The 26,817-nt window shown below is 66.2% G+C and carries 23 protein-coding genes; 16 read left to right on the top strand and 7 right to left on the bottom strand.

The window, feature by feature from the left end; all coding sequences use genetic code 11:
- Window positions 1-188: 188 nt before the first annotated feature.
- The gene (locus AB0N05_RS25570; protein WP_364698366.1) at window positions 189-1,763 is read left to right on the top strand and encodes an AMP-binding protein; all 1,575 of its coding nucleotides are present in this window, start codon (window positions 189-191) and stop codon (window positions 1,761-1,763) included.
- Between the two features lie 72 nt (window positions 1,764-1,835).
- On the opposite strand, the gene AB0N05_RS25575 is transcribed toward AB0N05_RS25570, so the two are convergent.
- Together AB0N05_RS25575 and AB0N05_RS25580 are read right to left on the bottom strand one after the other, a co-directional pair.
- Window positions 1,836-3,335 (bottom strand): amino acid adenylation domain-containing protein, encoded by a 1,500-nt coding sequence (locus AB0N05_RS25575; protein WP_364698367.1) that lies wholly within the window; start codon window positions 3,333-3,335, stop codon window positions 1,836-1,838.
- Between the two features lie 10 nt (window positions 3,336-3,345).
- Complete coding sequence (locus AB0N05_RS25580; protein WP_364698368.1) at window positions 3,346-4,317, bottom strand: ACP S-malonyltransferase; 972 nt, start codon at window positions 4,315-4,317, stop codon at window positions 3,346-3,348.
- A gap of 158 nt (window positions 4,318-4,475) precedes the next feature.
- Between AB0N05_RS25580 and mftA the strand changes: the two genes are divergently transcribed.
- The 9 genes from mftA to AB0N05_RS25625 all read left to right on the top strand — a co-directional run bounded on the left by mftA (window position 4,476) and on the right by AB0N05_RS25625 (window position 14,428).
- On the top strand, window positions 4,476-4,568 hold the full coding sequence (gene mftA, locus AB0N05_RS25585) for a mycofactocin precursor MftA (RefSeq protein ID WP_364698369.1): 93 nt from the start codon (window positions 4,476-4,478) through the stop codon (window positions 4,566-4,568).
- On the top strand, window positions 4,546-4,860 hold the full coding sequence (mftB, locus tag AB0N05_RS25590; protein WP_364698370.1) for a mycofactocin biosynthesis chaperone MftB: 315 nt from the start codon (window positions 4,546-4,548) through the stop codon (window positions 4,858-4,860). Before mftA ends, mftB begins: the two co-directional genes overlap by 23 nt.
- Window positions 4,857-6,029, top strand: coding sequence for a mycofactocin radical SAM maturase (gene mftC, locus AB0N05_RS25595; RefSeq protein ID WP_364698371.1), 1,173 nt, complete (start codon window positions 4,857-4,859; stop codon window positions 6,027-6,029). The genes mftB and mftC overlap by 4 nt, the downstream gene beginning before the upstream one ends.
- Window positions 6,026-6,712: a mycofactocin biosynthesis peptidyl-dipeptidase MftE gene (mftE, locus tag AB0N05_RS25600; protein WP_364698372.1), complete on the top strand. Its 687-nt coding sequence runs from the start codon at window positions 6,026-6,028 to the stop codon at window positions 6,710-6,712. The genes mftC and mftE overlap by 4 nt, the downstream gene beginning before the upstream one ends.
- Window positions 6,697-7,527, top strand: a complete 831-nt coding sequence (locus AB0N05_RS25605) for a mycofactocin-coupled SDR family oxidoreductase (protein ID WP_364698373.1) — start codon at window positions 6,697-6,699, stop codon at window positions 7,525-7,527. Before mftE ends, AB0N05_RS25605 begins: the two co-directional genes overlap by 16 nt.
- Complete coding sequence (mftF, locus tag AB0N05_RS25610; RefSeq protein ID WP_364698374.1) at window positions 7,524-8,936, top strand: mycofactocin biosynthesis glycosyltransferase MftF; 1,413 nt, start codon at window positions 7,524-7,526, stop codon at window positions 8,934-8,936. Before AB0N05_RS25605 ends, mftF begins: the two co-directional genes overlap by 4 nt.
- Window positions 8,937-8,945: 9 nt before the next feature.
- On the top strand, window positions 8,946-10,130 hold the full coding sequence (gene mftD / locus AB0N05_RS25615; RefSeq protein ID WP_364698375.1) for a pre-mycofactocin synthase MftD: 1,185 nt from the start codon (window positions 8,946-8,948) through the stop codon (window positions 10,128-10,130).
- Window positions 10,131-10,331: 201 nt separating this feature from the next.
- Window positions 10,332-13,133, top strand: a complete 2,802-nt coding sequence (locus tag AB0N05_RS25620) for an AAA family ATPase (RefSeq protein ID WP_364698376.1) — start codon at window positions 10,332-10,334, stop codon at window positions 13,131-13,133.
- 107 nt (window positions 13,134-13,240) lie between these two features.
- Window positions 13,241-14,428 carry an epoxide hydrolase gene (locus AB0N05_RS25625; protein WP_364698377.1) on the top strand — a complete coding sequence of 396 codons (1,188 nt, stop codon included), beginning with the start codon at window positions 13,241-13,243 and terminating at the stop codon, window positions 14,426-14,428.
- A 14-nt stretch (window positions 14,429-14,442) separates the two neighbouring features.
- Here the strand turns inward: AB0N05_RS25625 and AB0N05_RS25630 are convergent, their stop codons facing one another.
- Window positions 14,443-14,808, bottom strand: coding sequence for a VOC family protein (locus AB0N05_RS25630; RefSeq protein WP_364698378.1), 366 nt, complete (start codon window positions 14,806-14,808; stop codon window positions 14,443-14,445).
- Window positions 14,809-14,954: 146 nt separating this feature from the next.
- Between AB0N05_RS25630 and AB0N05_RS25635 the strand changes: the two genes are divergently transcribed.
- The gene (locus tag AB0N05_RS25635; protein ID WP_364698379.1) at window positions 14,955-15,635 is read left to right on the top strand and encodes a PAS and ANTAR domain-containing protein; all 681 of its coding nucleotides are present in this window, start codon (window positions 14,955-14,957) and stop codon (window positions 15,633-15,635) included.
- A 123-nt stretch (window positions 15,636-15,758) separates the two neighbouring features.
- On the opposite strand, the gene AB0N05_RS25640 is transcribed toward AB0N05_RS25635, so the two are convergent.
- The gene (locus AB0N05_RS25640; RefSeq protein ID WP_364698380.1) at window positions 15,759-16,841 is read right to left on the bottom strand and encodes a LuxR C-terminal-related transcriptional regulator; all 1,083 of its coding nucleotides are present in this window, start codon (window positions 16,839-16,841) and stop codon (window positions 15,759-15,761) included.
- An 86-nt stretch (window positions 16,842-16,927) separates the two neighbouring features.
- Here AB0N05_RS25640 and AB0N05_RS25645 point away from each other — a divergent pair, with 86 nt between their 5' ends.
- The 3 genes from AB0N05_RS25645 (at window position 16,928) to AB0N05_RS25655 (ending at window position 20,325) form a co-directional block, all read left to right on the top strand.
- Window positions 16,928-17,356, top strand: coding sequence for an ester cyclase (locus AB0N05_RS25645; protein WP_364698381.1), 429 nt, complete (start codon window positions 16,928-16,930; stop codon window positions 17,354-17,356).
- 243 nt (window positions 17,357-17,599) lie between these two features.
- Window positions 17,600-19,372 (top strand): sulfatase, encoded by a 1,773-nt coding sequence (locus tag AB0N05_RS25650; protein WP_364698382.1) that lies wholly within the window; start codon window positions 17,600-17,602, stop codon window positions 19,370-19,372.
- Between the two features lie 59 nt (window positions 19,373-19,431).
- Window positions 19,432-20,325: a formylglycine-generating enzyme family protein gene (locus AB0N05_RS25655; protein ID WP_364698383.1), complete on the top strand. Its 894-nt coding sequence runs from the start codon at window positions 19,432-19,434 to the stop codon at window positions 20,323-20,325.
- A gap of 56 nt (window positions 20,326-20,381) precedes the next feature.
- Here AB0N05_RS25655 and AB0N05_RS25660 read toward each other — a convergent pair whose 3' ends face one another.
- The gene (locus AB0N05_RS25660; RefSeq protein ID WP_364698384.1) at window positions 20,382-22,046 is read right to left on the bottom strand and encodes a sulfatase-like hydrolase/transferase; all 1,665 of its coding nucleotides are present in this window, start codon (window positions 22,044-22,046) and stop codon (window positions 20,382-20,384) included.
- A gap of 198 nt (window positions 22,047-22,244) precedes the next feature.
- Complete coding sequence (locus AB0N05_RS25665; RefSeq protein WP_364698385.1) at window positions 22,245-23,690, bottom strand: DUF1254 domain-containing protein; 1,446 nt, start codon at window positions 23,688-23,690, stop codon at window positions 22,245-22,247.
- 321 nt (window positions 23,691-24,011) lie between these two features.
- On the opposite strand from AB0N05_RS25665, the gene AB0N05_RS25670 reads away from it, so the two are divergent.
- Window positions 24,012-25,076, top strand: a complete 1,065-nt coding sequence (locus AB0N05_RS25670) for an alpha/beta hydrolase family protein (RefSeq protein ID WP_364698386.1) — start codon at window positions 24,012-24,014, stop codon at window positions 25,074-25,076.
- 89 nt (window positions 25,077-25,165) lie between these two features.
- Here the strand turns inward: AB0N05_RS25670 and AB0N05_RS25675 are convergent, their stop codons facing one another.
- Window positions 25,166-25,657, bottom strand: a complete 492-nt coding sequence (locus AB0N05_RS25675) for a hypothetical protein (RefSeq protein WP_364698387.1) — start codon at window positions 25,655-25,657, stop codon at window positions 25,166-25,168.
- Window positions 25,658-25,964: 307 nt separating this feature from the next.
- Between AB0N05_RS25675 and AB0N05_RS25680 the strand changes: the two genes are divergently transcribed.
- Window positions 25,965-26,366, top strand: coding sequence for a hypothetical protein (locus tag AB0N05_RS25680; protein ID WP_364698388.1), 402 nt, complete (start codon window positions 25,965-25,967; stop codon window positions 26,364-26,366).
- Window positions 26,367-26,817: the final 451 nt, after the last annotated feature.

Below are 26,817 nucleotides of genomic sequence, written 5' to 3' on the forward strand. Positions count from 1 at the left end.
GCCGTAGCCGAGTTGACTATCAATTCGGCGGGCCGCACTACTCATGTTGATTAACCATCAGGCTATGGAGCACTACACACGTTGACTAACCCCTAAATACCCCTAAACCGGGCCCACAAGCGACTGCTGCGGCGATGCCCGGTTGCCGAGCCGACAGCGCGCGTGTTAAGTAATTCAAGGTGATTCCGGTGGAAGAAAACACGTCAATCAACGCACCGGCAGGCGAACTGCTCCATACATTTCTGCTGCACTGGGCGGAAATAACTCCGGACAGTACCGCGGTGCTCCACTACGACGGCAGCGGCGGATTCGAATCGATCAGCTATCGGCGGTTGCGCCGACAGGTCACCGAATATGCCGCGGCACTGGACGAGGCCGGCCTGGACGTAGGTGATCGGGTGATTCTGGAATCGGACACCTCCGCCGACGGTATCGCCATGCTGCTGGCCTGCTCGGCCCTGGGCCTGACCTATATTCCGGTGAGCAGCGAAACACCGCTCGACCGGCAGTACGGGATTATGGAATCCGCTGAGCCGGCGCTGTATCTGCACGCCGCGAACCGGCCCGAGATCGAATTGCCCGCCGGAGTGAACGCCGGGCGATTCGACCGTGACACCCTCACGATCTCCGGCCCGCCCCGGACCCGGCGAGCGCGGTGGCGCACCCCCATTCCCACCGACCCGGCCTACATCGTGTTCACCTCCGGCAGCACCGGCCGCCCCAAAGGCGTTGTCATGAGCCATCGTGGCGCGCTCACCTTCTTCCGTGGCCTGCTCGCCCGCGGCATTGTCGGCCCCGGCGACCGGGTCGGCTCGACCGCGCCCTTCCAGTTCGATTTCTCGCTGCTCGATATCGCTCTCGCGCTCGGCAGCGGTGCCACGCTGGTACCGGTACCGCGCGGGCTACTGCGCTGGCCACGCCGTTTCGTCCGTTTCCTGCGGGACGCGGAAATCACCCAGCTGAACGGAGTCCCGTCGGTCTGGCGGCCCGCCCTCCGGCACGAAGCGAAGTCGATCGCCGCTCTGGACCGGCTGCGCGGGGTCCTGTATTCCGGCGAGAATTTCCCGCTACCCGAGCTACGGCAACTGCAGGACCTGGTTCCCGATATCCGGATCGTGAATTGTTTCGGCAGCACCGAATCAATCGCCAGCTCGTTCTCCGACGTCCCCAATCCGCTGCCCGCCGAGATCGGCAAACTGTCCATCGGCTTCGCCCACGAAGGCGCGGATATGCTGTTGATCGGCGACGACGGGACACCGGTGAATACCCCGGAAAATATCGGGGAAATCTATTTGCGCAGTGCCGCGCTGTTCACCTGTTATTGGGATGATCCGGAGGCCACGGCACGGGCGCTGGTACCCGATCCGCTCAATCCCCGTTCCGGACTGAAGGTATATCGAACCGGCGATCTCGGCAGCCTCGGCGAATCCGGCGAAATGTATTTCCACGGCCGGGCCGACAGCCAGGTCAAGATCCGCGGAAATCGAGTGGAACTCGGCGAAGTGGAGCGGCGCATCCGAGATTTTCCGAGTATCGCCAATGCCGCGGCGGTGGTATTGCCGGTCGCCGGACAGGAGCCCGCCCTGACGGTCTTCGCCGTGCTCGCCCCCGGCTCCACACTGGATGCCGCCGAATTGACCGCGTTCTGCCGGGCGTCGCTGCCGGAATACATGGCCCCGCAGCGCATCGTCGCGGTCGCCGAGCTGCCGTTGAACCCGAACGGCAAGGTCGATCGACGAGCACTGGCCGGTTTACCGGTCTGATCCCTTCGTCATCCCGGCATGCCTTTGGCCGGGATCTCACTTCCTCGTGAGATCCCGGCCAACTGTCGTCCTTCACTCCTGCGCCGCCTCGCGGGCCAGCCGCCCGCGGTCGATCTTGCGATTTCCGTTGAGCGGGAACTCCTCCAGATACCGGAACTCACGCGGCAGCATCCCGGCGGGCAGCACTCGGCGCAGACTCCCGTACAGCGTGGACGCCTCCGTGGGTGAACCCGTGTGGAACACAACCAGTTCCGTGACCCCGGCCACCGACCGAGTCACCACGACGGCGTCGTCCACGGTCGGGCAGGAGCGCAGCGCATGCTCCACTTCGGCGAGTTCCACGCGCCAACCCTGCACCTGCACTTGGGAATCCAGCCGACCGAGGTAGATCAGCTCCCCATTGCCGAGCACCCGGACCCGGTCACCGGTGCGGTACCAACGCCGCCCGTCGTGGTCGAGGAAGCGGCCGATATCGTCGGTGGGGTCGAGGTAGCCCGCGGTCATCTGCGGTCCGCTGATGCACAGCTCGCCTTCGTCACCGACGGTGTCGCCGGATTCGGTGCGCAGAATCCAGTCGTGCCCGGCATGCACCGCGCCGATCGGAACCAAACCGTTCACACACAGTCCGGGCGAGGCGTCCGATCGCCACCGATGACCGGTGATCGTAATGGTCAATTCGGTGGGGCCATAGATGTTCTCGATGGTCGATCCGGGTGCCGCGGCCTGCCAGTCGGTGACATCGGCGGCCCGCAGCGCTTCCCCGGCGAACAGGCTCCAGCGCAGCGTGGGCAGCGCCCCCGGGGTCAACCCACCCCGCTTGCGGGCCAGCACGATACTGCTGGGCGTGGCGAACCAGACGGTCATCCCCCGCTCGGCCACGAATCGGGGCAGATCCCGATAGGCCGCGGGCGGCACCGTCTGCACCGTCGCGCCCGCACCCCAAGCACAGAACAGGTCGAACATGGCGCAGTCGAAGTTCAGGTCGAACGTCTGCGAGAACACGTCCTCGGGCGTGAAATCGTAACGCGCGTCCATCAATTCGAAATAGTGCCGGGCGTTGGCATGGGTGATCGGCACGCCCTTGGGTCGGCCGGTCGAGCCGGAGGTGAATAGCATGTACGCCACGTCGGAGGCCCGCACCGGCCGCGGTTCGCTCAGCCCGGGTCCACCGGCGTCCTCCAGCTCGATCACCTTCACATCCGGTGATCCGATGTCGGACAACACCTTCCGCCCACGCTCATCGGCCAGGACAAGCTCCACGGAGGCATCGGTCAGCATCCGCTCGGTCCGCTGCGCCGGGAAATCCGGATGCAGCGGCACCACCGTCGCACCGGCGTACAGCGCGGCCAGCAGGCCCGCGTAGGTCTCGATGGACCGATCCGCCAGCACCCCAACCACCTTCGGCCGGTCCGCGGCGGCCAGCACCGCGCCCGCCCGGTTCAGTGCCCGCTCGTGCAGCTCGGCGTAGGTGCAGGCGCGGTCGCCGTCGCGGACCGCATGCCGCTCCGGCACGCTCCGCACACTGCGCAGGAAACGCTGGTACAGCGCGTGATCGGATTCTTGATTCGCCACGGTGATCTCCTCACGCGACCCGCGGTGCGCGCTTGCGCGGCTGCATCGCACGCCGCGGATCGAGCGCGATGGTCTCGAAATTGCTTGTGGTGCAACGCACCCGGCCGAACAGCCGATCCGGCCCGGCCACATACAGTGTGCCGATCCCCCGCTGCCGCAGGGTGTCCACCACCAGCGGCCAGCGCACGGTCGCGACGATCCCGTCCAGCAGGGTCGTGCGCACCCCCTCGGCGGTGGTACGCACGGTGCCGTCCTGATCGGCGACGACGGGAATGGCCGGATCGGTGAATCGCAAGCGGGAGAACAACTCCGATTCGACGGTGGCGCGCAGTCCGGCGAATATCCCGCAGTGCAGCGGGGGATCCATCACATACATCGGTACCGACCGCTGCGCGCGCAGCCGGGCCTGCAGCCAGTCCAGCGCGCCGCGCCGCACCGACACCATATGGAAGTCCTGGTCGACGTGGCAGCTCACCTCATGCCATTCGCCGCGCTCGGCGAGCTCGGCGAGCAGCAGTTCCAGCTTCTCCTGCGGTAGCCGGGCGATCGATTGGGTCACCACATCGGTGTGCTCGCGGGCGAAGTATTCGGATTCGTACCGCACCAGGTCCGCGGTCAGCCGCACGCCGTCGGCGAAATCCAGTGCGCCGGAGAATACGGCGGCGCCCTTACCGCCGAAACTCACACCGGCGCACACGCTCGGCGTCATGCCCAGTTCCGCCTGCGCCCACCGCGCCAGCGCGATGCAGTTGACGAAGAACGCGACCTGCGCGGCCTCGGCGTAATCACCCTCGGCGTCGCGATACCGCACGACCAGGTCGTACCCGAGTACCTCGCTCGCCTCCTTGGTCAGCTGCCGGGCGATCGGGTTGATCAGCATGAATTTGGCCACCGTGGCGAAATCACCCGGCCCCATGCCGGGAAACAGGACCGCGGTGCCGGTCCGCGCGTCGGCGGTGGACTCCGTGTCGTGGGACTCCATGTCGTGAACCTTCCGGGACGAAGCGGGATTCACGACAAGGGTTTCCGAAGCCGACCGGCTCCGGGAACCCGTAGCGGCCCCTACCGGCCCCGGGATCGGACGCGAGTAGTGGTCGATGCGGGGGCGGTTAGGGGTGTCCGCGGCACCGTGTGATTGCGATGGTTGGACACGTGGATGAAGAAGATCAGGAAATTGTCTCCGCGGTCCTGGTGGAGGAGGTCTCGATCGATGGAATGTGTGGCGTCTACTGACAATGTCGGCACCCCAAGGGGTTTCGACCCGGACCTGAGCTGGCGGCTGCACCCGCAGGTGTCGGTGCGGCCGGAACGCTTCGGCGCGCTGCTGTATCACTTCGGCAACCGCCGGCTGTCGTTCGTGAAGAGCCCCAAGCTGTTCGCGGTACTGCGCGAGCTGACCGAAGCGCCATCGGCGCGGGTGGCGTGCGCGCGGGCCGGCGTCGACAAGGGTGAATTCGACAGCTACTGCAGGGCTTTGGCGACGCTCGCCGCGTCGGAGGCCATCTACGAATGGACATCATCATGACGGCGTCACTGGTCGAGCAGTTCCAGTCCGGTCTGGCCGCACCGATCTGCCTGACCTGGGAGCTCACCTATGCCTGCAATCTGGCGTGTGTGCACTGCCTGTCCAGTTCGGGGCGGCGCGATCCGCGGGAACTGAGTACCGCGGAATGCCAGGCGGTGATCGACGAGCTGGAACGCCTGCAGGTGTTCTACGTCAATATAGGCGGCGGCGAACCCACGATCCGGCCGGATTTCTGGGAGCTACTCGACTACGCCACCGCACACCATGTCGGAGTCAAGTTCTCCACCAATGGAATTCGAATCACCCCGGATATCGGGAAGCGGCTGGCCGCCAATGATTATGTGGACGTCCAGATTTCGCTCGACGGCGCTACCGAGGCGGTCAATGACGCGGTCCGCGGCGCGGGTTCGTATCGGACCGCGGTGCGCGCCATGGAGAATCTGGCCGCGGCCGGATTCTCCGGATTCAAGATCTCGGTCGTGACCACCCGGCACAATATCGGCCAGCTCGACGAATTCGCCGCGCTCGCGGCACGATTCGACGCGCAACTGCGCCTGACCCGATTGCGCCCGTCCGGTCGTGGCGCGGCGGTATGGCAGGACCTGCGGCCGACGGCGACTCAGCAGCGCACCCTCTACGACTGGCTGCTCGACCACGGCGAGAACGTGCTGACCGGGGATTCGTTCTTCCATCTCGCCGGGTACGGCCAGGCGCTGCCCGGATTGAACATGTGCGGCGCGGGCCGTGTGGTGTGCCTGATCGATCCGGTCGGTGATGTCTACGCCTGCCCGTTCGCCATCCACGACGAATTCCTCGCCGGAAATATCCGCGGCGCGGGCGGTTTCACCGAGGTGTGGCGCGACTCGGAACTGTTCGCGCGCTTGCGCGGCCCGCAGTCGGGTGGCGCGTGCGAGAGCTGCTCGGCCTTCGACAGCTGCCGAGGCGGCTGTATGGCCGCGAAATTCTTCACCGGTCTGCCGTTGGACGGACCGGATCCGGACTGTGTGCGCGGGCACGGCGAAACCGCTCTGTCCGTACGGGATTCGATGACGATCCCCACCCCCTCGGGCGATCATTCCCGGCGCGGTCCGGTCGCGCTCACCCTCACCACTCGCCGCCCCGACCGGGCCTGCGACGAAAACCCACTCGCCGGTTTCACCCCGCGATGACCGAGCTCGCGGCCTTGACCTGGACGCAGGTGCGCACGGTGACCGACCGGCGCACCGTCCTGGCCGTGCCGGTCGGTGCCACCGAACAGCACGGGCCGCATCTCCCCTTGTCGACCGACACCGACCTGGCCGTCGCGCTGTGCGAGCGGCTGGCCGCGGCCCGCGCCCAGGTGCTGGTGGCGCCCGCGATCGCCTACGGTTCCAGTGGCGAGCACGAGGGCTTCCCCGGCACCCTGTCCATCGGCCAGCACGCGACCGAATTACTGCTGGTAGAGCTGGCTCGTTCGGCCACCGGCACTTTCGAGCACATCTTGTTCGTTTCCGCGCACGGCGGCAATGCGGGCCCGGTGCATCGCGCGGTCCGCACCCTGCGCTCCGAAGACCGCGACGTGCACGTGTTCACTCCCCACTGGTCCGGTGACCCGCATGCCGGTCGACCCGAAACCGCCATGCAGCTGGCCCTGCACCCGCAGACCGTACGGCTGGAGCGTGCGGTCGCGGGGACCGTGCGCCCGCTGTCCGACCTGATGCCCGCATTGCGTTCCGGCGGAGTGCGCGCGGTCAGCGAATCGGGTGTCCTCGGCGATCCGACCGGCGCTACCGCCGCGGAAGGCGCAGCGCTGCTGGATGATTTGACCGCGGCGCTGATCGGCGAGGTGGATCAGTGGTGTCCGGGCCGCTGACACCGGCGGGGTCCCGCACCCCCGAACCACCGCACCGCGTGGCCGTCGTCACCGGGGCCGCGCGCGGTATCGGCGCGGCCACCGTCCTCGCGCTGGCGGCGCAGGGCTGGTCGGTGCTGGCGGTCGACCTGGCCGCCGACGATCCGGACCTGCCCTACGCCCTGGGCACCGCACCGGACCTGCACGCGTTGGTCGAGGCGGCCGCACCCGGTCGAGTGCGCGCCTTCCACGCCGATGTCCGCGATGCCGACGCGCTGGCCGAGGCGGTACACAACGCCGAACACTTGTGGGGCGGTGTGGATATCGCGATCGCGGCCGCCGGTGTCATCGCGGGCGGCGCACCGCTGTGGGAGGTGCCCCGAGCACAGGAACGTGCGGTACTCGATATCGATCTGGGTGGGGTGATCAATCTGGCCCGCGCCGCCGTCCCGGCGCTGCTGCGCCGCCCACACCCGCGCCGGGGCCGTTTTCTGGCCGTCTCCTCCACCGCGGCGGTGCGTGGCCTGCCCCTGCTGGCCGCCTACTGCGCCGCCAAAGCCGGTGTGGAGGGCCTGATCCGGGCCCTGGCCCGAGAACTGGCCGGTACCGGTATCACCGCCGCCGCCGTGTCTCCCGGTTCGACCGACACACTGATTCTTCGCGAGAGTGCCCGCCTCTACGGGCTGCCCGACCACCATGACTTCGCCGCGCAGCAGCCCGTGGGCCGCCTGCTGGACCCGCCGGAGATCGCCGCCGTCCTCGCGTTCCTCGCCGGGCCGGGCGGGGCCGCCGTCACCGGCGCGGCGGTGCCGGTGGACGGAGGACTGTCGGTATGAACACGCCCTTGCCGATCGGCTTCGGCATCGAATTCGATTCCGCCACAATCTCCTTGGGCGATTCCGTCTGGCTCGGCGGCACACCGAAGCGGGTACTGCGGGCGAGTGCGCAGGGCCGGGCACTCTGGCAGCGCTGGCGGGGCGGCCCCGTGGACTCCCGTGCCACCGGTGCACTGGCGCGGGCACTGACCGATGCCGGTATCGCCCACCCCGTTCCCCCCTCCCCCGCCGTGGATCGCCCCGAGGTGACGATCGTCATCCCGGTCCGGGACCGAACGGCACTGCTGGCGGCCTGTCTGGCCGCGGTCGGCAACCGCTATCCGACGCTGGTGGTGGACGACGCTTCCCACGATCGGCGCGCGGTGGCCGAGATTGCCGCCGCGTACGGCGCGCACATCGTGCATCGACCGGTGAACGGCGGGCCGGGGGCCGCCCGGGAGACCGGTCTGGCCTCGGCCGACACCGAGTTGATCGCGTTCCTGGACAGCGATTGCCAGCCGCCCGCGGACTGGATCGACCGGCTGGCACCACATTTCGCCGACCCGCTGGTCGCGGCGGTCGCCCCACGGATCACCCCGAGCGCGCCGGATACCCCCGCCGGGCGCTATACCCGCGCACACAGCGCACTGGATCTGGGCCCGCATCCGGCCTCGGTCGCCCCCGGCCGATCGGTGGCGTATGTGCCGACTGCCGCCCTCTTGGTGCGCCGAACGGCCCTGCGGGAGTTGGCCGCCGCCGACGGCACGGTCTTCGATCCCGCCATGCGGGTGGGCGAGGATGTCGATCTGATCTGGCGGCTGCACCGGGCGGGATGGCGGATCCGTTATGCCCCAGAGGTTTCCGTCGCACACCAGGAGCCGAGCGGCTGGCGGCTGCTGGCCCGGCGCTACCGCTACGGCACCTCGGCCGGTCCACTGGCCCAACGACATCCGGGGGCGGTGCCACCGGCGGTGCTCCCGCGCTGGACCCTGGTGGGCGCGGCCGCGTTGCTGTCCGGGTTCCCCGGCCTCACCGCCATCGCGGCGACGGCCCAGCTGATCACCGCCTTCCGGCATGCCCGCCGCGCCGGGATCGCACCCCCCATCGCCCGGCGCATGGCCGCGGCCGCCCTGCTGAACAGCTGGTATGGCTTGGGCCGGTACGTCACCCGGTTCGCGGGCCCCGCCGTGCCGATCCTGTTCCTCACCCCCGTACCGGTCGCACTCGGCGCCTCCCGCCGGACGGCACGGCTCGCGGCCGCCGCACTGGTGCTGGGCCCGATCCTGCGCGATCTGCTGCGCGACCCCGGCGTCGATCCACTGACATTCACCCTGGCCCGCCTGGCTGACGACCTCGCCTACGGATTGGGCGTGTGGAGCGGCAGTGTGCGTGCCCGGACCACTGTTCCTGTTCGCCCCGTTGTCATTTGAGAGGTCATCATGGCTGCATCCTGGTTCGAAACCGTCGCCGAAGCCGAGCGGCGGGCCCGCAAACGCCTGCCGCCGTCGGTCCATTCGGCCTTGCGTGCCGGTACGGAGAAGGGCATCACCCTGGCCGATAATGTCGCCGCCTTCGACGAGCTCGGCTTCGCCCCGCATCCGGCCGGTCTGTCGGCCAAACGCGATCAGGCCACCACCGTTCTCGGACACGAGATTTCACTGCCGGTCATCATCTCCCCCACGGGCGTGCAAGCGGTACACCCGGAGGGCGAGGTGGCGGTGGCTCGTGCGGCCGCCGCGCGCGGCACCGTGATGGGGCTGAGCTCCTTCGCCAGCAAGCCCATCGAAGAGGTGGTGGCGGCCAATCCGAAGACGCTGTTCCAGATCTATTGGATCGGCACCCGCGACGATATTCTGGGCCGCCTCGCCCGCGCGCGCTCGGCGGGCGCGACCGGCCTGATCGTCACCCTCGATTGGTCCTTCGTGCACCGCCGCGACTGGGGCTCTCCTCATATCCCGGATCGGTTGACGCTGAAGGAGCTCGCGCGTTTCGCCCCGGAAGGCATGCGCCGCCCGCGCTGGACGGCCCGCTATCTGCGGACCGGCCGGCTGCCCGATCTGGGCGTACCCAATATGACCGACCCGGGCGAGGCGCCACTGACATTCTTCGGCGCCTACGGCCAATGGATGGGTACACCCCCGCCCTCGTGGGAGGATCTGCGCTGGCTCCGGGAGCAGTGGGACGGCCCGGTGCTCGTGAAGGGCATCTGCCGGGTCGATGACGCCCGCCGCGCGGTCGATATCGGAGCCACCGCCATTTCGGTGTCCAATCACGGCGGCAACAATATCGACGGCACCCCGGCCACGATCCGGATGCTGCCCGCGGTCGCCGATGCCGTGGGCGACCAACTGGAAGTGTTGCTGGACGGTGGTATTCGCCGCGGCGCCGATGTGGTGAAGGCACTCGCGTTCGGGGCCCGTGCGGTCATGATCGGCCGCGCCTACCTGTGGGGCCTGGCCGCGTCCGGACAGCCCGGTGTCGAGAATGTGCTCGACATTCTGCGGGACGGCATCGATTCCACGCTGCTGGGGCTGGGCCACAGCTCGATCCATGACCTCTCGCCGATCGATGTGCTCACTCCGACCGGCTTCACCCGCGCCGGAGGTACCGCCGTCCGCGTGTAGTCCGTCAACGTGGGGGATTTCCCGGTATCCGGAATGTCGGACACTGATTCCAGCGTGGACCGAGATCACTACGACTCCGGAGGAGGTTGCGCGGCAGCTGTCGCGAATCCGGTCCACAACGGAAATCGATCGGGGGTTGCAGACGACGCGGACAGCGATGTCCTGCTGACGGCTGCATTGCGCTTTGTAGGAATCGTGGTTATGGAGTACTTGGAACGACCCGACGTCACACAAGTTCTGGAAAACTTGTTCGCCAATGCCCTGGACAACCGGGGGCGTGTAGTTCTGATCGGTGGCGCTCCGGCCATCGGCAAATCCGATCTGCTGGCCTCGTTCGTCGAATCCGTGGTGCCGCAGAACGCGCTGGTGTTGACGGCCACCGGTTCGTGGATGGAACGCGATGTGCCGCTGGGCATTGTCGACCAGCTCATCCGCTCGGCCCCGCTGGCCGATGAGGTGCGCTCTCGCGCACTGGGTTTCGTCGACCGGCAACCGTACACGCCGCCGGACGGGACGGAGATCCTCGACAGGGACGAGGCCCGCGAAGCGAATTTCCTGTCCGGTGCCCTGCTGGACCTGGCGGCGGACCGGCCGCTGGTGATCGCCATCGACGACGTGCACTATTCCGACTGGATGACCCTGAAATTCCTGGCGTATTTCTGTCGGCGACTGCGGTTTTCGAAGGTTCTGGTGGCGCTGACCTGGTCGCAGGTCGGTGCTCCGGACGAAGGGTTCTTCCAATCCCATTTCTCCACCGAAGTGGACCGCCAGCCACATTGCGCCACCCTGTGGGTGGAGCCGTTGAGCACATCCGCGGTCGGCGCGATGGTGGCCGAGCGGGTGGATGCGCCGACCGCCGATCGGCTCGGCAGCGAATGGTTCGCGCTGAGCGGCGGAAATCCGATCCTGCTGCGCGCCGCGCTCACCGACTATCTGACCTCTACGCACGCGGCAGAAGCACCTGAAACGGTATGCGGCGGCGAGCATTACGGCCGCGCGGTAGTGGATTGCCTGCATCGCGGGCATCCGCAGGAATTGCATATCGCCCGCGGTCTGGCGGTGCTGGGCCGGGCGAACGGGCTCGCCACGATGCTCGCATTGTCCGAGTCGGCGGTACAGCGGTCGTTGCGGGTGTTGACCGCGACCGGTGTGCTGTCCGGCTCGGAATTCCGCAGTCCCGCAGCGGCGTCCGCGATTCTCGCCGACCTGAGTGCGGTCGGGGCGGGCGAGCTGCGCGGCCGCGCGGCCGCGCTCGAGCATGAATCCGGTGCCCCGGCGACCGTCGTCGCCGAGCATCTGGTGCTGGCCGAGCAGTTCACCGAACCGTGGATGGCGCCGGTGCTACAGGAGGCCGCCGGAATCTCGATGGGCGCGGGCCGGGTGGCCGAGGCATTGCACTTTCTGCTACCGGCCAGGGCACACTGCCACGACTCGCGGCGCGCGGCCGCGATCCTGAGCATGGTGGCGCGAGCCCAGTTTCAGCTCAACCCGGAATCGGCGGTGCGCTACGTCGACGAGCTCATCGAGTTGATCGACCAATGCCTGGTCTCGGGTGCCGATGCCCTGACCGTGGTGCGAATCCTGTTGTGGGGCGGCCAGTTCGAGCGCGCGCACGGGGTGCTGACCCGGCTGTGTGAACCGGATTTCGCGGCCGAGGGCGAGCTGTTCGTCGAATTGGCGATCACGCTGCCCTGGATCACCTGCACGTATCCGCGCTTCGCCGCGCAGCTACCGCAACCGGCCTGGCCGGAGCTGGAGAACACCCGGACCGGGATCTCGATCAATGCCGGTTTCCGTCTCGAATCCCATTGGGCCCTGTCCGGTCTGCTGTCGGATGCGCTGCCCGACCGAGCATTGGACGAGCTCGACAGCGGTTTGCGGTTGATTCGCCCGGACGATACGACGATAGAAACGATGGAGACGGCGCTGCTGGCGCTGACCTACGGCGGCCGCCCCGCCGCGGCCGCGCGGCACTGCGAGCTGCTGTGTGCGGCCGCGAGTGTGCGCTCGGTACCCGGCCGGGCCACGCGCATGGCGGCGGTCCGAGCCGAGGTCGCGTTGCGGCAGGGAGATCTTGCCGCCGCCGAGCGTTTCGGCCGGCAAGCGCTGGCGGCATTGCCGACCTCGAGCTGGGGTCATGCGATCGGCGCGCCGCTGGCCACCCTGGTGCGGGCGCTGGTGGCGATGGGAAAGCTCAGCGACGCAAAGGAATTGCTGAACCTACCGGTTCCCCCTTCGATGTTCGACACCCGCTACGGCCCTCAATATCTCTATGCCCGTGGCAGATTCAGCCTGGCGAACGCCAACCCCGGTGCGGCCTACCGGGATTTCACCTCATGCGGCGAATACCTCATCGATTGGAAGCTGGACAACCCGGGCTTCCTGCCGTGGCGTATCGATGCCGCCGAGGCCTGCGTGGAGCTGGGACGGCCACAACGGGCCCTCGAGCTGATCGAGGAGCACCTGGCCCTGTGCGCACCGGGTGTGTCGCGTGAGCGGGGAATCGCGTTGCGCGCCCGCGCCCTGGCCAGCGAGACCCGCCAGCGCCCTCCGCTGCTGCGCCGTGCCACCGAAATCCTGCGCGACAGCGGCGACCGGTACGAGTTCGCCCGTTCCCTCGTCGATCTCACCGCCACCTGCCACATGCTCGGGGACCGCCGCCGAGCCGCCCTGATCGCCCGCATGGCCTTATCGGTGGCCGAGGAATGCCACGCCCAGGGATTGATCAGCACGCTGGTCGGCCGCGGCGACGCCACGGCCACAACCGATTCGTCGCCGGTAACCCACAACGTACTCAGCGACGCCGAACAGCGTGTGGCCAGCCTGGCCGCCACGGGTTACACCAACCGCGAGATCGCCAAGGAACTCTTCATCACGGTCAGCACCGTGGAACAACACCTGACCCGCACCTACCGCAAACTCGACATAGCCCGCCGCGTAGACCTCCCCAACGCCATGAACCTGGCCGTCTTCGCCCAACTCGGCGCAAGGAATTCCGGTTGACCTCACCTCTTTGCGTTCACGTCGGGTGAATGTTTAGCGTCGAGGCAATGGGTCTCAGCCGGTTCACGAAGAGGCGCAGCCGGTTCCGTGACGAATCAGGAGGTCTTATGCCCGCACCCGGCCACCTCGACGTGCATGCGTTCGAAGCCCGCGCAACCGACGGCGACCTCGACGATCTGCGCGCGCGATTGGCCGCGGCGCGGCTGCCGGAGGCCGAGACGGTCTATCGCGCCGCGCCCGACCCTCGCCGATGGGAACAAGGCGTTCCTCTCGCCGACCTCGTCGAGGTCGTGAACTACTGGCGCACCGGGTACGACTGGCGGTCGTTCGAAGAGCGCCTCGATCGGATCGGCCAGTTCCGCACCACCATTGATGGTCTGGGAATCCATTTCCTGCACCGCCGATCCGCGCGCGCGGATGCCACTCCCCTGATCGTGACGCACGGCTGGCCGGGCAGCATTGCCGAATTCATCGATGTAGTGGACGAACTGGCGGATCCGAAAGATGCGGACGCACCGGCGTTCCACGTCGTGGCTCCGTCACTACCGGGCTTCGGCTACAGCGACAAACCGGCCGCCACCGGGTGGGGAATCGGAAAGATCGCGGCCGCCTGGGTGGAACTGATGGAAAGGCTCGGCTACAGCAAGTTCGTGGCCCACGGCGGCGACTGGGGAGGTGTGATCACCACGGTCCTCGGCGGCAGGTTCCCGGAGCACGTTCTCGGCATCCACACGCTGACCCCGCAGCCACCGCCCGGGTTGACAACCGACGGCCTGACGGCGGCCGAGCGCACCTGGGCCGAGGAAACCCGCGATTTCTGGGGCGGCCCCCGTGTGGCGTTCGCGAAGCAGCAGGCCGCGCGTCCGCAAACCATCGGATACTCGCTCGTCGACTCACCGGTCGGGCTGCTCGCCTGGGTCCTCGACAAGTTCGCCGAGTGGACGGACACCGAGGACAGCCCGTTCGAGACGATTTCCAGAGACCGCATTCTCGACAACGTCACCCTGTACTGGTTGACGCGGACCGGCGCCTCATCGGCCCGCATCTATTACGAAAGCCACGGCGGTGTCAACTCGTTCGACCCCGAACTCCGGGTCGACGTCCCGTCCGCACTCACCGTGTATCCCCACGACATCGAGAAGTGCCCGCGCCCCTGGGCACAACAGCGGTACCGACAAATCGTCCGATGGAACTCACCCGAAACCGGCGGCCATTTCCCCTCTTTGGAGGTTCCCGACTATTTCGTCAGGGACCTGCAAGAAGGCCTCGCGGCCGTGCTGGCCGCCAACCGGTGAACGTTGACGGCCGCTCAGTCGAGACAGAACTCGTTGCCCTCGATGTCCTGCATTACGAGGCACGACTCGTTGACGCCATCGGCGCGCAGTAGTTCCACGCGGGCCGCGCCGAGTGGGATAAGTCGTGCGCATTCGGCCTCGAGTGCCGCGACGCGCTCGTCACCGACCAGCCCGGTGCCGACCCGCACGTCCAGATGGAGCCGGTTCTTGACGACCTTGCCCTCGGGCACGCGCTGGAAGTACAAGCGTGGCCCCACACCTGAGGGATCGACACATGACGACCCCTGATAGTCGTAGCCCAAAACCTCAGCCCAGAAACGAGCAACACGCTCAGGTTCCGCGCAGTCGAAGGTGACTTGGACCTTCCTTACCGACGTCATCGGTCCACCATAGGAACGGATCCTTACCTCGTCTACTTAAAATCGCCGCTGGATGAGATCAGCTACGGCCGCCGGTCGGCTGATAGCTCGCGTCGGAGCGCCGGGTTGTGCGACGCGGATCGGCCATCGGTGGGGATAATCAGTCGGTGAATACACCAACCGACCAGCCAGAGGATTTGGCTGCATTGGCCGAGGCCCCGCACGCCGGGCCCGCGACAGGCAGCTTCCGGTTCTGGTTCGCCACCCAGCGCTGGGACTGGTCGCCCGAGGTATACCGGATGCACGGCTACGAACCCGGACAGGTCGAGCCGACGACGGAACTGCTGCTGGCGCACAAGCATCCAGAGGACCGCGAACACGTGGCCGCGGCCATTGCCCGCTCGATCACCCAGGGCGTGCCGTTCTCGAGCCGGCACCGGTTCATCGATATCCATGACGCCGAGCATCAGGTGATGGTGGTGGCCGATCGAATCGACGGCCACGATGGGGTCCCGGTCGGTACGACAGGGTTCTACATCGACCTGTCGGCCACCCTCGCCGACGTCGAGCGTGAAGCTCTTTCCCAGCAACTTTCCCAGGTGGTGGACGCGCGCGCGGTGATCGAGCAGGCCAAGGGCGTGCTCATGCGCATGTACCGGATCAACGCGGAGCAGGCGTTCAAGGTGCTGGTGTGGCGGTCGCAGGAGACCAACGTCAAATTGCGGGACCTGGCCGAGCAGCTGATCTCCGAGCTACCGTCAGTCCCCCCGGCGTCACCGGAAACCGTGGCCGCGTTCGATCACATCCTGCTGACCCTGCACGAACGGCTACCCACCCCACCCCGATGACACCGCGGCACAACGGTCGTGGAGCCGCGAGCCCACCGCTGAACACGCATCGAACCTCGGCAGGCCAATCGACACTGCCCTCGCGCTGGACCGGTCCGAACACCACAACCGTCCCCCGACAGGTCACCCCGCACCGCTTCCGGGCGGCTGAAGTAGTCGGCCGATGAGGTCGCGGCGGCTGCGCACGCCGACTTTGTCGAAGACGGCTTTGAGGTGGTCCTGGACCGTGTGCGGGGAGATGTGCAGGGTGTCGGAGATGAGTCGGGTGGAGTTGCCGCGCAACACCAGCCGGGCAACCTCCGCTTCGCGCGGACTGAGTCCATGGGCCGACAGCAGCAGTGGAATGGTGGCGGTGGTCTCGGCGGTTTTGATCACGACGCTGATGCGTTGCTCGCTGGGCTGTCCCCGTAGACGGGAGGCGTACACGGTGAGCCACGGTCCGTCGACGGTGCGAACTCGGCTGGTGGGGAGTGTTTTCGACGACGCCGTGCCCTGCTCGATCGCACGGAGTGCCATGGCAACGGTGTAGATGGCGAGCGGAAGGGGGAGTTCGATCGACCGGCTCTCCTCGACCAGAGACAGCAGGTGCGCGGCTTCCGGCGTGATTGCCACGACGCTGAGGTCCTCGGCGAGCAGCACGACGCCCGGTTCCCCGGTGGCGCCGTTCGGCCGGGAACCGTGCAGAAGTACGGCTTGGCGGAGCGCATGGGCCAGGTGCGGGCCGACGCTCGAGATCAGTGCGGCCTCGGAGTCCGTGAAGCCGAGCGGATCGTCCTCGCGATGCAGGCACAGGTAGCCCCAGCATTGTGAGCCCACGACCAGCGCCGCACGCAGTTCGTCGCCGAGGCCCAGTGGTCGCATGATCTCGCGATACCGCCCGCTGGACCAGCGGTCGGAATGGGTGGCGGTGTCCAGCGAAGCGACATGGTCATCCGAGATGGCAAGGGCCGCAAACCTGTTCACGTCCGTGCCACCGAATTCGTTGGCCATGAACAGCGGCGTCGCCGCGTTCAGCGGTTCGTCGGCATACGCTCCGGTGAACAACAGGGTCTCGGGGTCGGCGGTGGCGAAGAACGCCGCGTCCACCGGCATGAGCCGTCGCACCGATCGCAGCAACTGAGCGTGCAGCGCGGGCACATCCAGCCCGTCATGGCAATGGCGGATCAGATCGTGCACGGCGCGTGCCGTGTCGGTATTTCTCGACACATACCCAGTATCCTCAGCCGCTTCGAGTTCGGAACCCCCAACTAACTGGGATGGTGCGACGCCCGGGTCGGTTCGACGATCGGATCATGACAATCAACAGCACCACACAGAACAAGCAACTCGTCGAGACATTCATCCAGGAACTGTTCACCAAGGGCAATCTCGACGCCGTCGACCGCTACCTCGGCCCGGATTTCGTCAATCACGACGATCCGTTTCCGGGAGCGCCGGCCGGAGCGGAGGGACTGCGGCTCGCGGCCGCGATGTTCCGCGGCGCGCTCCCGGACTGGCACAGCGACATCGACCAACTCATCGCCGAGGACGACCTGGTCGTCGAACGATTCACCGCCCGCGGTACCCACCGCGGCGAGCTTATGGGCGTCGCACCCACCGGAAACCCCGTCGTGCTCACCGGCATTCAGGTGTTCCGAATCAGCGGCGACAAGATCGTCGAACGCTGGGGCCGCCTCGACGATGTCGGCCTGCTCCGCCAACTCGGCCTGATCCCCAGCTGATTCGACCGCTCCACCAGATGGAACGAAAGAAGCCCTTGACCGGTATTGTCTGGTCAAGGGCTTCCTTGTGGTGCGCCATCAGGGACTTCGCCCCATTTTCTCCACCCACAGGCTGACTGTAGGGGTTCATGCGGCAGACGGTAGCCCTCGAACCAGGGCTGGTCAAGCGCAATGATGTCGTGCCCGCACGCCGTACCCTTCACATGTTTGCCATGTGATAGCTAACTGCTATGTTGATTTCTCATGCGGACCATCATGGTCATGTACGACACCCTGTGTCGGCGGATGTTGCCGCCCTACGGAAACGACTGGGTGCACGCACCGAACTTCGAGCGCCTCGCCGAACGCACAGTCGCCTTCGACAACTGCTATGGCGGCAGTATGCCCTGTATCCCGGCACGACGTGAGATGCATACGGGCCGCTACAACTTCCTGCATCGCGGCTGGGGGCCGCTGGAGCCATTCGACGACTCCGTGCCGCAAATCCTCAAAAGCCATGGTGTGTACACACACCTGGCAACCGATCACCATCACTATTGGCAGGATGGGGGTGCCACCTACCACCCCCGGTATTCCACCCATGAATTCTTCCGCGGCCAAGAGGGCGACGAGTGGAAAGGGCAGGTGGCCGACCCGGAGACCCCCGACGATCTGCGCCACGCGCGCGGCGAGGTATGGCGCCAGGACTGGGTCAACCGCAGCTACCTCACCGACGTCGCCGATCATCCACAAACCAGGGTCTTCGACGCAGGACTCGAGTTCATTCGCACCAACCGCGCACAGGACCGCTGGTTCCTGCAGATCGAGACCTTCGACCCGCATGAGCCGTACTTCACCTATGACGACTTCAAGAAGTTCTATCCCCATGACTACAGCGGCCCACACTTCGACTGGCCCGACTACAAACAAGTCACCGAGACACCCGACGAGCTACAGCACCTGCGCTACGAATACGCAGCCCTGCTGACCATGTGCGACGCCTCCCTGGGCCGCGTGCTCGACATGATGGACGAGTACGGCATGTGGGACGACACCATGCTGATCGTGTGCACCGACCACGGTTTCCTGCTGGGCGAGCACAACTGGCTGGGCAAAATGGTCCAGCCGTTCTGGAACGAAACCATCAACACTCCACTGTTCGTATGGGATCCGCGTAGTGGCGCGCGCAACGAGCATCGTCAGAGCCTGGTGCAGACCATCGATTTCGGCCCCACGTTGCTCGAATTCTTCGGCGTCGACCGCACCGAGGACATGCAGGGCAGGCCCCTGCGCGAGGCCGTCGCCACCGACGCGGCGATCCGCGACGCCGGGTTGTTCGGCATCTTCGGCGGCCACGTCTGCATCACCGACGGCCGCTATGTCTACATGCGGTCCTGCATCGACGACACCAACCAGCCGCTGTTCGAATACACCCAGATGCCCTGCGCCATGCAGTCCTTCTTCTCCGTCTGGTCCCTGTCCCAGGCCACCCTCGCCCCGCCGATCGGTTTCACCAAGAACACACCCACCCTGCGCATCCCCGGCCTGTCGTTCATGAACCCGTGGCGGTTCGGGTCACTGCTGTACGACCTGGAAAGCGATCCGCTACAGCAGAATCCGATCATCGATGACTCCGTCGAGCTGCGGCTGGCCACGCGCATGGTCGAGCTCATGAAAGAAACCGACGCCCCTGCCGAGCAATACGAACGGCTCGGGCTGCCCGCCGACGGGCCGGTCACCTCCGAGCACTTGGTCGTGCGCACACAATGGCCGCAAGTCGAAAGCGGATCCGAGCCCGCGTTGACCGCAGCCGATTTCCCCCACGCCGCAACCCAATTGAGCACTCCGGTCAACGACCTGCTCGACAATCCCGCAGTGGTCGAGGTATTGCGTACGCACGCCCCCCAGGTGGTCAGCCCGCAGATCACCGAAGTCATGGGCTCGATGTCACTCATCGACATGGCCGCCACCCCATTCCTGGGGCTCACCCGAACCCAATTGAAAGCCATCGCCGACGAACTCACCCCGACAGCATGACGGCATCGGGCACCGCGCGACCGAACTGCTGCGCACCTACCCGTGAGGTTGATTCGGCCGTGAGCACGCGAACGGCTGTGTCCGGCAATGCGGAACCCGTCGTCCACAACGAGGTCCCGCTCCCCGGAGGCGAATTCGCGATGGGCGACACCCACGGTGATGGATATCCGGCAGACGGGGAAACTCCCGTGCACACCGTTGAGATATCGCCGTTCCGGATCGATGTCGCCGCTGTCACCGTCGCTCAATTCGCCGCGTTCGTCGATGCGACCGGCTGGGTCACCGATGCCGAGCGCTACGGCTCCTCGGCGGTGTTCCATCTGCTGGTCGCCGCCCGACGCGCCGACGTTCTCGGCCAATCCCCCGCCGCACCCTGGTGGTACGAGATCCGCCGGGCGGACTGGCGTCACCCACACGGCCCCCTCAGCGACACAACCGAACTCGCCGACCACCCGGTGACCCACGTCTCGTGGCGCGATGCCGCCGCCTACGCCGACTGGGCAGGCCGCCGGCTCCCCACCGAAGCAGAATGGGAATACGCCGCCCGAGGCGGACTGGCGGACCGCCGGTTCCCATGGGGCGACGACCTCTCGCCGAACGGGCAGCGCCGGTGCAACATCTGGGATGGACAATTCCCGATGCAGCACACTGCGGGGCGGCCGGCGACGACGCAGGTCCGCACCTACCAGCCCAACCCATTCGGCCTCTACCAGACAGTCGGCAACGTATGGGAATGGTGCCACGACTGGTTTTCGCCGTCGTACTACCGTGATTCACCCCGACTCGACCCGCCCGGCCCGGACTCCGGCGACCGCCGGGTGATGCGCGGCGGCTCCTACCTGTGCCACCGTTCGTACTGCTATCGATACCGAGTCGCGGCCCGCTCCGCGAACACGCCCGACTCCTCGGCAGGCAACTGCGGCTTCCGCACCGTCGGCCCCCTCCCGCACTGACCCGCACCTCGATGCCTTCGCGGCGGCCGGGACTCGTCACGTTCTCCGGCCGGCGGCTACCCTGCGCCGAGTTCGGGGTAGGGGTTCGTGGGCGGCGTCGAGGGGAGGGGGTCACCGAGAGCGGCGCGGGATTGCTGCAGCGACTCCAAATTGTCGGCGAGGCTGAAATAGTCCGCCCAGCCCTGCTCCTGGGCGGCCTTCAGCCGAGCGGGTAGGGGTTGGTTGATCTCGGCGAGAGCTTGGGCATGCGCCGCGGCCATCGAGGTGCGCAGTGGACTGTCGTTCGCCGCGATGTTGTCGAGTTCCAGGCTTCCGTCGCGGGTGCCGTAGTCGTACAGTTCGTATTCCTGCGGTTGCGACGGGTCGATCTGTATTTTTCCGTCGAGGAAGTGGGAGTACGACACGTATTTCGCGCCGGCGGTCCGCACCGCAGCGACATGCGACGGCGCGTCGGCATTGAACAGTTTCGCGACCTCCTCGACGCCGGATTCGTCGGTGGTGTGGGCGATCCACGGCCTGCCCGGCGCGGAGGCGTCACGGCAGAGGGCGACCAGGTCGAGCCGCCCGGCCAAATGCTCGTATCGAGCGTCGCGACGCCAGCTGTCGCCACCGGCGGCGATGGTCATGAGCAACGGCGTGAGATCCACGCTGGAGGTGAGCTGCTGTCGGGTGGCCGTCGTGTCCTTCGGGCTGAGCAGACCCCGCGGGTCGTGCACATACAGCGGCACCCGGATCGTTTCGTCGTAGGCCGCGCCGCCCTTGCCGTGCAGGCCGTGGGATCCGGCGTAATCCCCGTGATCGGAAGTGAAAACGATGACCGTGTTCGCCGCGACCTCCGGGTGGGCGTCGAGTGCGTCGAGCACGCGGCCGATCTGGATATCGACCTGTTGCTGTAGATACAGGTACAGATTTCGCATCTCGATCCACGCATTGCGCGCCTTGTCCGTCCCGTACTCGGCCTTGCCGAACGCCAACGCCGATTCTTCGATGTGCGCCGCCTGGAGTCCGGGCTTCTTCGAAATCTGTTCGAGGGTTTCGTAATTCGGCGGAAGGTCGGTGAGAGTCCGGGGTATCGGGGGAATCGCCGCAGGCCATTTCGGCCACATTTCGATGTCATGCGGGTTCAGCAACGACACGGTGGTGCACCACGGGCCCCGACCGCTGTATCCGTGCAGCCAGTTGATGAACTGGTCGGCGGTTTCGGAGTCAGCCACCAATCCTTCGCCCTGCCCGCCGTTGGGTGACGGATAGGTACCGCCTCCGAACCCGTACTGCTCGAGCGCGCCCGGAGTGGTATCCGGCTTTCTGCCGAGATGCCATTTGCCCCAGTACCAAGCGTCGTAGCCCTGTTCCCGCAGGATCGAACCCCAGGTGGGAAACAATGGCGACAACGTCGATTGCGACACCAGCATGCAGCCGGTCTGATGCGCATACAACCCGGTGAGCATCGTTCCGCGAGCAGCCGTGCAATCGACGGCGGCCGTGTAGTGCTGCTCGAACGAGACCGCGCCCCGGCGAATCTTGGCGATATTGGGCAGCATTCGGTCCAAGTCCTGCTGCGCCGGAAACCACATCGGCACACGCATTTCGTCCACGATCAGCACCAGGATATTCGGTTTGCCCGCCTCACCAGCCGGTCCCGATCGGCTCGAACACCCCGCGACGATCCCTGCCGCTGCGGCCGCCGCACCGGTCAACACCGACCTTCTTGTTACCGGCATCGAGAGCTGCTCCTTTCGCTGATCGTGCCTGCCCGAATGATCAGCCCTGCTTCGGATTGTGTTGCCGCCCTGCGCACCTGGGTCGGCGGTCCGCTGAGTTCCACAAAGGTGTTCTACGAGAACCCTTTCGAATAGCTGGACAGTAGCCGAACGTGGCCTTCGGAATGCGGAACCCGCGCCGGAGACGCCCCGGGAACGTCAGTTGGTCTTCTGCACCGCGGGTGGGTTCCAGGTGCCGTCGATGATCGTGTTGTCGGGCCAATACGTGCGCAACATCAGGTTGAAATCACCCGAGGCCGGAGTCGGCAGCCAGTTGGATTCCTTTTCCGGGCCGGGGGTTTCGCGCTGGATGTAGATGTCGACCGACCCGTCGGGGTTCTTGGCGAGGCGTTCACCGCGGACCGCGTAGCGGTTGATCGGGTTGTCGACGAAGAAGCCTTGCTCGTTGTAGACGGTCAGCGACCAGAATCCCTTGACCGGCGGAATCTTGTCGGCGTCGAAGTGGAGTACATAGTTGTGGTCCGGCGCCAAGGCGCTGTTGCTCGCATCGACGCGGGTGGACGGGTAGATCGCGTCCTGGGGCAGGTTCGCGCCCAGACCGCCGTGGGCCACGCTCGCACGCGCGGCGTAGTTGGTTCCGTAGTCACCGACATCGCTGCGGGTGACTTTCCACCCGTTGATCTTCTTGTTGCCCGAGTTGGCTTCGATCGTGGACAGCGCCTTCGGCCACGCTTGCTCCCAGGTCGCACGCTCGGATTCGGGCAACGCGCTCAGGTCGAGTTTCTTGTCCGGAGTCCAACCGGCCGCAGCCAACTCGGCAGCGAGGAAGGACTTGTCGCCGGGGCGGGTCTGATTGTGAGAGAGGCTCGAGTAGTACAGGTCCCAGTACTGCTGCGGGGTGAGGTTGTGGATGTAGGCCGCGACTGCCTGACCCTTGGGCCAGTCCGGATGCAGATCGGTGTTGGTCGGGGCGACATAGTCGGTGCCGCGGGCGCTGAGCGGGACCGCGCGCACCTTGTCCTGGATGGCAACCACGTTCGGGACATCGTCGGGGCCGTTGACCTGGATACGGCCGAGCATCCACCCCGCATCGGTCGGCAGCCGGTACTCGAGCACGCCTTCGGGTACGGTGCCCTGCCAATTCGGGCCGACGATCGCGAACTCGTAGCCGTGCACGTCACCGAGCGTGCGAGACCCGGGGGAAGCATCGACGTTGGTCCACATGTCCAAGATCGGGAACAGGTGGTAGCGCCCGCCCATGTCCGGCACGCTGACCACCAGCGGTTCGGTGGACACGTCGAAGAACATCGAGGTGTACAGGGTGTCGACGTTGGGGCGCACGACCGCGGTGAACTGGGCGTCGGGCAGGAAGTTCAACGAGGCCAGCTGGTTCATCGGGGCGGCGCCGATGGATGGGTCCGGGGCGGGGTAGTTCGTCGCTTGCCGCCGGGTCACTTCTACCGCGACCAGCGGATAGGTGTACACGTAGGCGTTCACTGCCGCATCCTGGTTCGTCTCGCCCGACGAAGTGGAGGTGCCCGACGAGGAATCCGAGGAACACGCTGCGAACGTCATCACCAGCACCGCCGATCCCGCCAACGCCACGAGTACCCGATCCCACCGCAACCTGGAACTGCCGACCATTAAGTCCTCCTCGGGGGCAACACCTCAGCTCATTCGCCAGCAAGTAGCTGACATGGGTTAAAGAGTACGGCGAGGTTGGACGCTCGTTCCGAATTACCGACCTAGCGTTTAGCGCGATCTCTCGCGGTTGGGTGATGGTCAGCTCGGCGGGGACTCCGGCGGAGACCCCCGCACCGATCTCGGAATCGTCTCCAGATTCTCGCGAAAATCGGTGACTGCGTTGCCGTTCCGTAGGGCGAGTCACCCTGCTTCCCGTACTCGGCGGGGATATCGTGATCCGGTTTTTCGTAAAGACGGAGCCGAGCGGAGGAATTATTTCACATGATCACACAAGTCCGACGAGCGCTTGCCACTGTGTTTTCTCTCGGGATCGCGGCTATATTCATCGGACCGGAAATAGCACCGGCACACGCGGAAACGGATCCCATTGTCGCGGCGGGGAATCTGCTGGGCCATGCCACGGCGCCGGACGGGTCCACCATCGTCTCAGCGGACCTGCTCGACGACAACCGGACTATCGTGATGGCCGTGCACTCGGCGGCGATGGACAAGGACATCACCGTCATCGCGAAACGGCCCGCCGACCCGTCGGCGCCGCGGCCGGTGCTGTATCTGCTCAACGGCGCCGGCGGCGGTGAGGACACCGCGACCTGGAAGAAAAACACCGACGCACTGGAATTCCTGGCGACCAAGAATGTCAACGTGATTCAGGTGATCGGCGGGGCCTGGAGCTACTACACCGATTGGCGCGCACCGGATCCGGTCCTCGGCGTCAACAAGTGGAAGACCTTCTTCACCGAAGAACTGCCGCCGCTGATCGATACCGCACTGGGCGCCAATGGAATCAACGCGATCGCCGGCCTGTCGACCTCGGGCACCTCGGTGCTGGCGCTGCCCATCGCTAAACCCGGCCTGTATCGCGCGGTCGCGGCCTACAGCGGCTGCGCGCAGATCAGCGATCCAGCCGGATACAACTTCGTCAACCTCGCCGTGCACGAATGGGGCGGCGGCGACACCGTCAATATGTACGGCCCCAAAGGCGACCCCATGTGGGTCGAGAACGACCCCTACGTCAACGCGAACAAATTGCGCGGACTGGAATTGTTCATCTCCAGCGGAACCGGCCTGCCCGGCAAACACGACACGGTGGACAGCCCGTTCGTCTTGTCGAACCTGGGCGCGCTGGCCAATCAGGTCGCCGTGGGCGGGATCATCGAATCGGCGACGGACTGGTGCACGCACAATATGCAGGACCGGCTCGAAACTCTCGACATCCCGGCCACTTTCAACTTCCCCGGGGCCGGAACGCACTCGTGGGGATACTGGCAGGACGCCCTGCACAAGTCGTGGTCGGTCCTGGCCAAGGGACTCGAATTGACCGACTGAGAGCGCTTATTCGCAGCGTCCGGGCCGGAATCGTCACCGTCGGAGTCGGTCCGGCTTCGGCGGTGACGTCGGCCCGTGCCCGCTGTGGTTCAGTACCACCACCACCAGGGACCCGTTGCGGCGTCCGCCGCTTCGACACTCGCCGCGCCCGCGCCCGCGCTGGCGATACCTGCCGTGGCGCTCGCGGGATCACCGGTGATCACCCCGCTCCCGATCGCCGAGCCCCCGACCGCGACGAGACCCGATCCCGTCAAGGTGACCGCCGCGGCCGTTCCGACCAGGGCGAGGCCGACGGCAGCCGCACCCACCGCGAGCGCGACACCGATGTTATCGGGTGGCGGCGGGGGCGGTGCAGACGCGCAATTCTGGTTCGGGGGATCCTGATTCGGGCAATCCTGGTTCGGGGGATCCTGATCCGGGCCGTTCGGTAGGGCCGATTCCACCTCCGCACCCAATCCCAGCGAGGTTCCAGGGGGCGGCGGTGGCACCGCGGCGGCCGTCGCGGTACCACCGGCAATCGCGGCCACCGCCACCGCCACAGTCAGTCCCGCCGTGACCGCCGAATACGCCGAACTCGTCATACCAGTTCATCCTTTCCTGGGCTTCAGACCATTTCAGTTCCGGCCGGGGCCGGAGCATCATCGAAACTCGTTTCGGTTACGGAGTGACAGGCAGCGCCAGAGCCCCTCGAGCTGCCAGCCATGCCGCTATCGGTTCCTATACCGGGGCGGCGAGTAACAAATACCGCATCACCCTTCTTGGATATGGCACTAGGGTTTTGGTTCGAGCTCGCCGGGGTGTGTCGCTGATCGATTGATCTCGGTTGATGTGTAGCTTACGGTGTGTGGTCGCTTGCCCCGGTAATGGTCGAGTCCAAGGAGGGTGAATATGAGTTCTGCCTTGCTTCGCCGGTTCGGATGTGCACTTGTCATGGCGGGTCTGTCGAGTGCCGGGGTGAACGCGTTTGTCGCCAATGCCGAGGATATTCAGGTACTGCGCCTGGAAATTACTCACCAGGGATATTGCGACACCGCGAATCTACAAGCCGAGCATGGGGTTCCGACCACCCTCAATATTTCGCAATACGCGAACACGCCCTACTCGTCGATGACTTTCAGCGCACCCTCTCTCCACATCGACCGTCCGATCAACACCCCCGACAACTTCGCCGTGACCGAAGTATTCCTCGGCGAGCTTCCCGAAGGCGGCACACCGTTCCAGATCACCGGAATGCCTTCCTTGGGCAGCAGCGCAACGACGGTCTGCAACGGAGTCATCGAGTCGCACTAGTCAGTCCCTCGAAGTCTCTGCTACGGGCTGTCCACAGCTTCCGATCGGAGTGTTTCGTGAGTGATCAGGTGCCCGCGCCCGACCTGCCCGCCACCCTATTCGTCTATCGATGCTGCACCTGAGTCGAGTGCCTTCGGGGGTACGGCGAGCTCGGCCGCGAGGCGGCACAATCTGCCGGCGGAGTACACACTGCGGCGCCGCCCGGCCTTCAAGCAAGACGAACGGAAGATCGTGATGGTCGGGGCCGTGCTCGGTTTCATCGTCGGCGCACTCCAGGTGCTGGTACTGCTGCACTGACTCCGGGCAGTCTCGGACAGCGGCCATGTCCTTATGGCGAGGTGGTGATCGCTCCGGATGGGCACTCGAGAGTCGCCGTTTCGACGAGCCCACGGTACTCATCGGGGATCTCGACGGGTCCTGGTGTGCTGCCCTGCGCGTCTTTGATCTCGGC

Source organism: Nocardia sp. NPDC051030 (genome assembly GCF_040683015.1).
Taxonomy (GTDB): Bacteria; Actinomycetota; Actinomycetes; order Mycobacteriales; family Mycobacteriaceae; genus Nocardia.

Excerpts from the sequence above, each read along its gene's own strand:
- AB0N05_RS25580 (WP_364698368.1), bottom strand. The coding sequence starts at position 4,317 with ATGGAGTCCCACGACACGGAGTCCACCGCCGACGCGCGGACCGGCACC.
- mftA (WP_364698369.1), top strand. The coding sequence starts at position 4,476 with ATGGTTGGACACGTGGATGAAGAAGATCAGGAAATTGTCTCCGCGGTC.
- mftB (WP_364698370.1), top strand. The coding sequence starts at position 4,546 with ATGGAATGTGTGGCGTCTACTGACAATGTCGGCACCCCAAGGGGTTTC.
- mftC (WP_364698371.1), top strand. The coding sequence starts at position 4,857 with ATGACGGCGTCACTGGTCGAGCAGTTCCAGTCCGGTCTGGCCGCACCG.
- mftE (WP_364698372.1), top strand. The coding sequence starts at position 6,026 with ATGACCGAGCTCGCGGCCTTGACCTGGACGCAGGTGCGCACGGTGACC.
- mftF (WP_364698374.1), top strand. The coding sequence starts at position 7,524 with ATGAACACGCCCTTGCCGATCGGCTTCGGCATCGAATTCGATTCCGCC.
- mftD (WP_364698375.1), top strand. The coding sequence starts at position 8,946 with ATGGCTGCATCCTGGTTCGAAACCGTCGCCGAAGCCGAGCGGCGGGCC.
- AB0N05_RS25620 (WP_364698376.1), top strand. The coding sequence starts at position 10,332 with ATGGAGTACTTGGAACGACCCGACGTCACACAAGTTCTGGAAAACTTG.
- AB0N05_RS25625 (WP_364698377.1), top strand. The coding sequence starts at position 13,241 with ATGCCCGCACCCGGCCACCTCGACGTGCATGCGTTCGAAGCCCGCGCA.
- AB0N05_RS25630 (WP_364698378.1), bottom strand. The coding sequence starts at position 14,808 with ATGACGTCGGTAAGGAAGGTCCAAGTCACCTTCGACTGCGCGGAACCT.
- AB0N05_RS25645 (WP_364698381.1), top strand. The coding sequence starts at position 16,928 with ATGACAATCAACAGCACCACACAGAACAAGCAACTCGTCGAGACATTC.
- AB0N05_RS25650 (WP_364698382.1), top strand. The coding sequence starts at position 17,600 with ATGCGGACCATCATGGTCATGTACGACACCCTGTGTCGGCGGATGTTG.
- AB0N05_RS25660 (WP_364698384.1), bottom strand. The coding sequence starts at position 22,046 with ATGCCGGTAACAAGAAGGTCGGTGTTGACCGGTGCGGCGGCCGCAGCG.
- AB0N05_RS25665 (WP_364698385.1), bottom strand. The coding sequence starts at position 23,690 with ATGGTCGGCAGTTCCAGGTTGCGGTGGGATCGGGTACTCGTGGCGTTG.
- AB0N05_RS25670 (WP_364698386.1), top strand. The coding sequence starts at position 24,012 with ATGATCACACAAGTCCGACGAGCGCTTGCCACTGTGTTTTCTCTCGGG.
- AB0N05_RS25675 (WP_364698387.1), bottom strand. The coding sequence starts at position 25,657 with ATGACGAGTTCGGCGTATTCGGCGGTCACGGCGGGACTGACTGTGGCG.
- AB0N05_RS25680 (WP_364698388.1), top strand. The coding sequence starts at position 25,965 with ATGAGTTCTGCCTTGCTTCGCCGGTTCGGATGTGCACTTGTCATGGCG.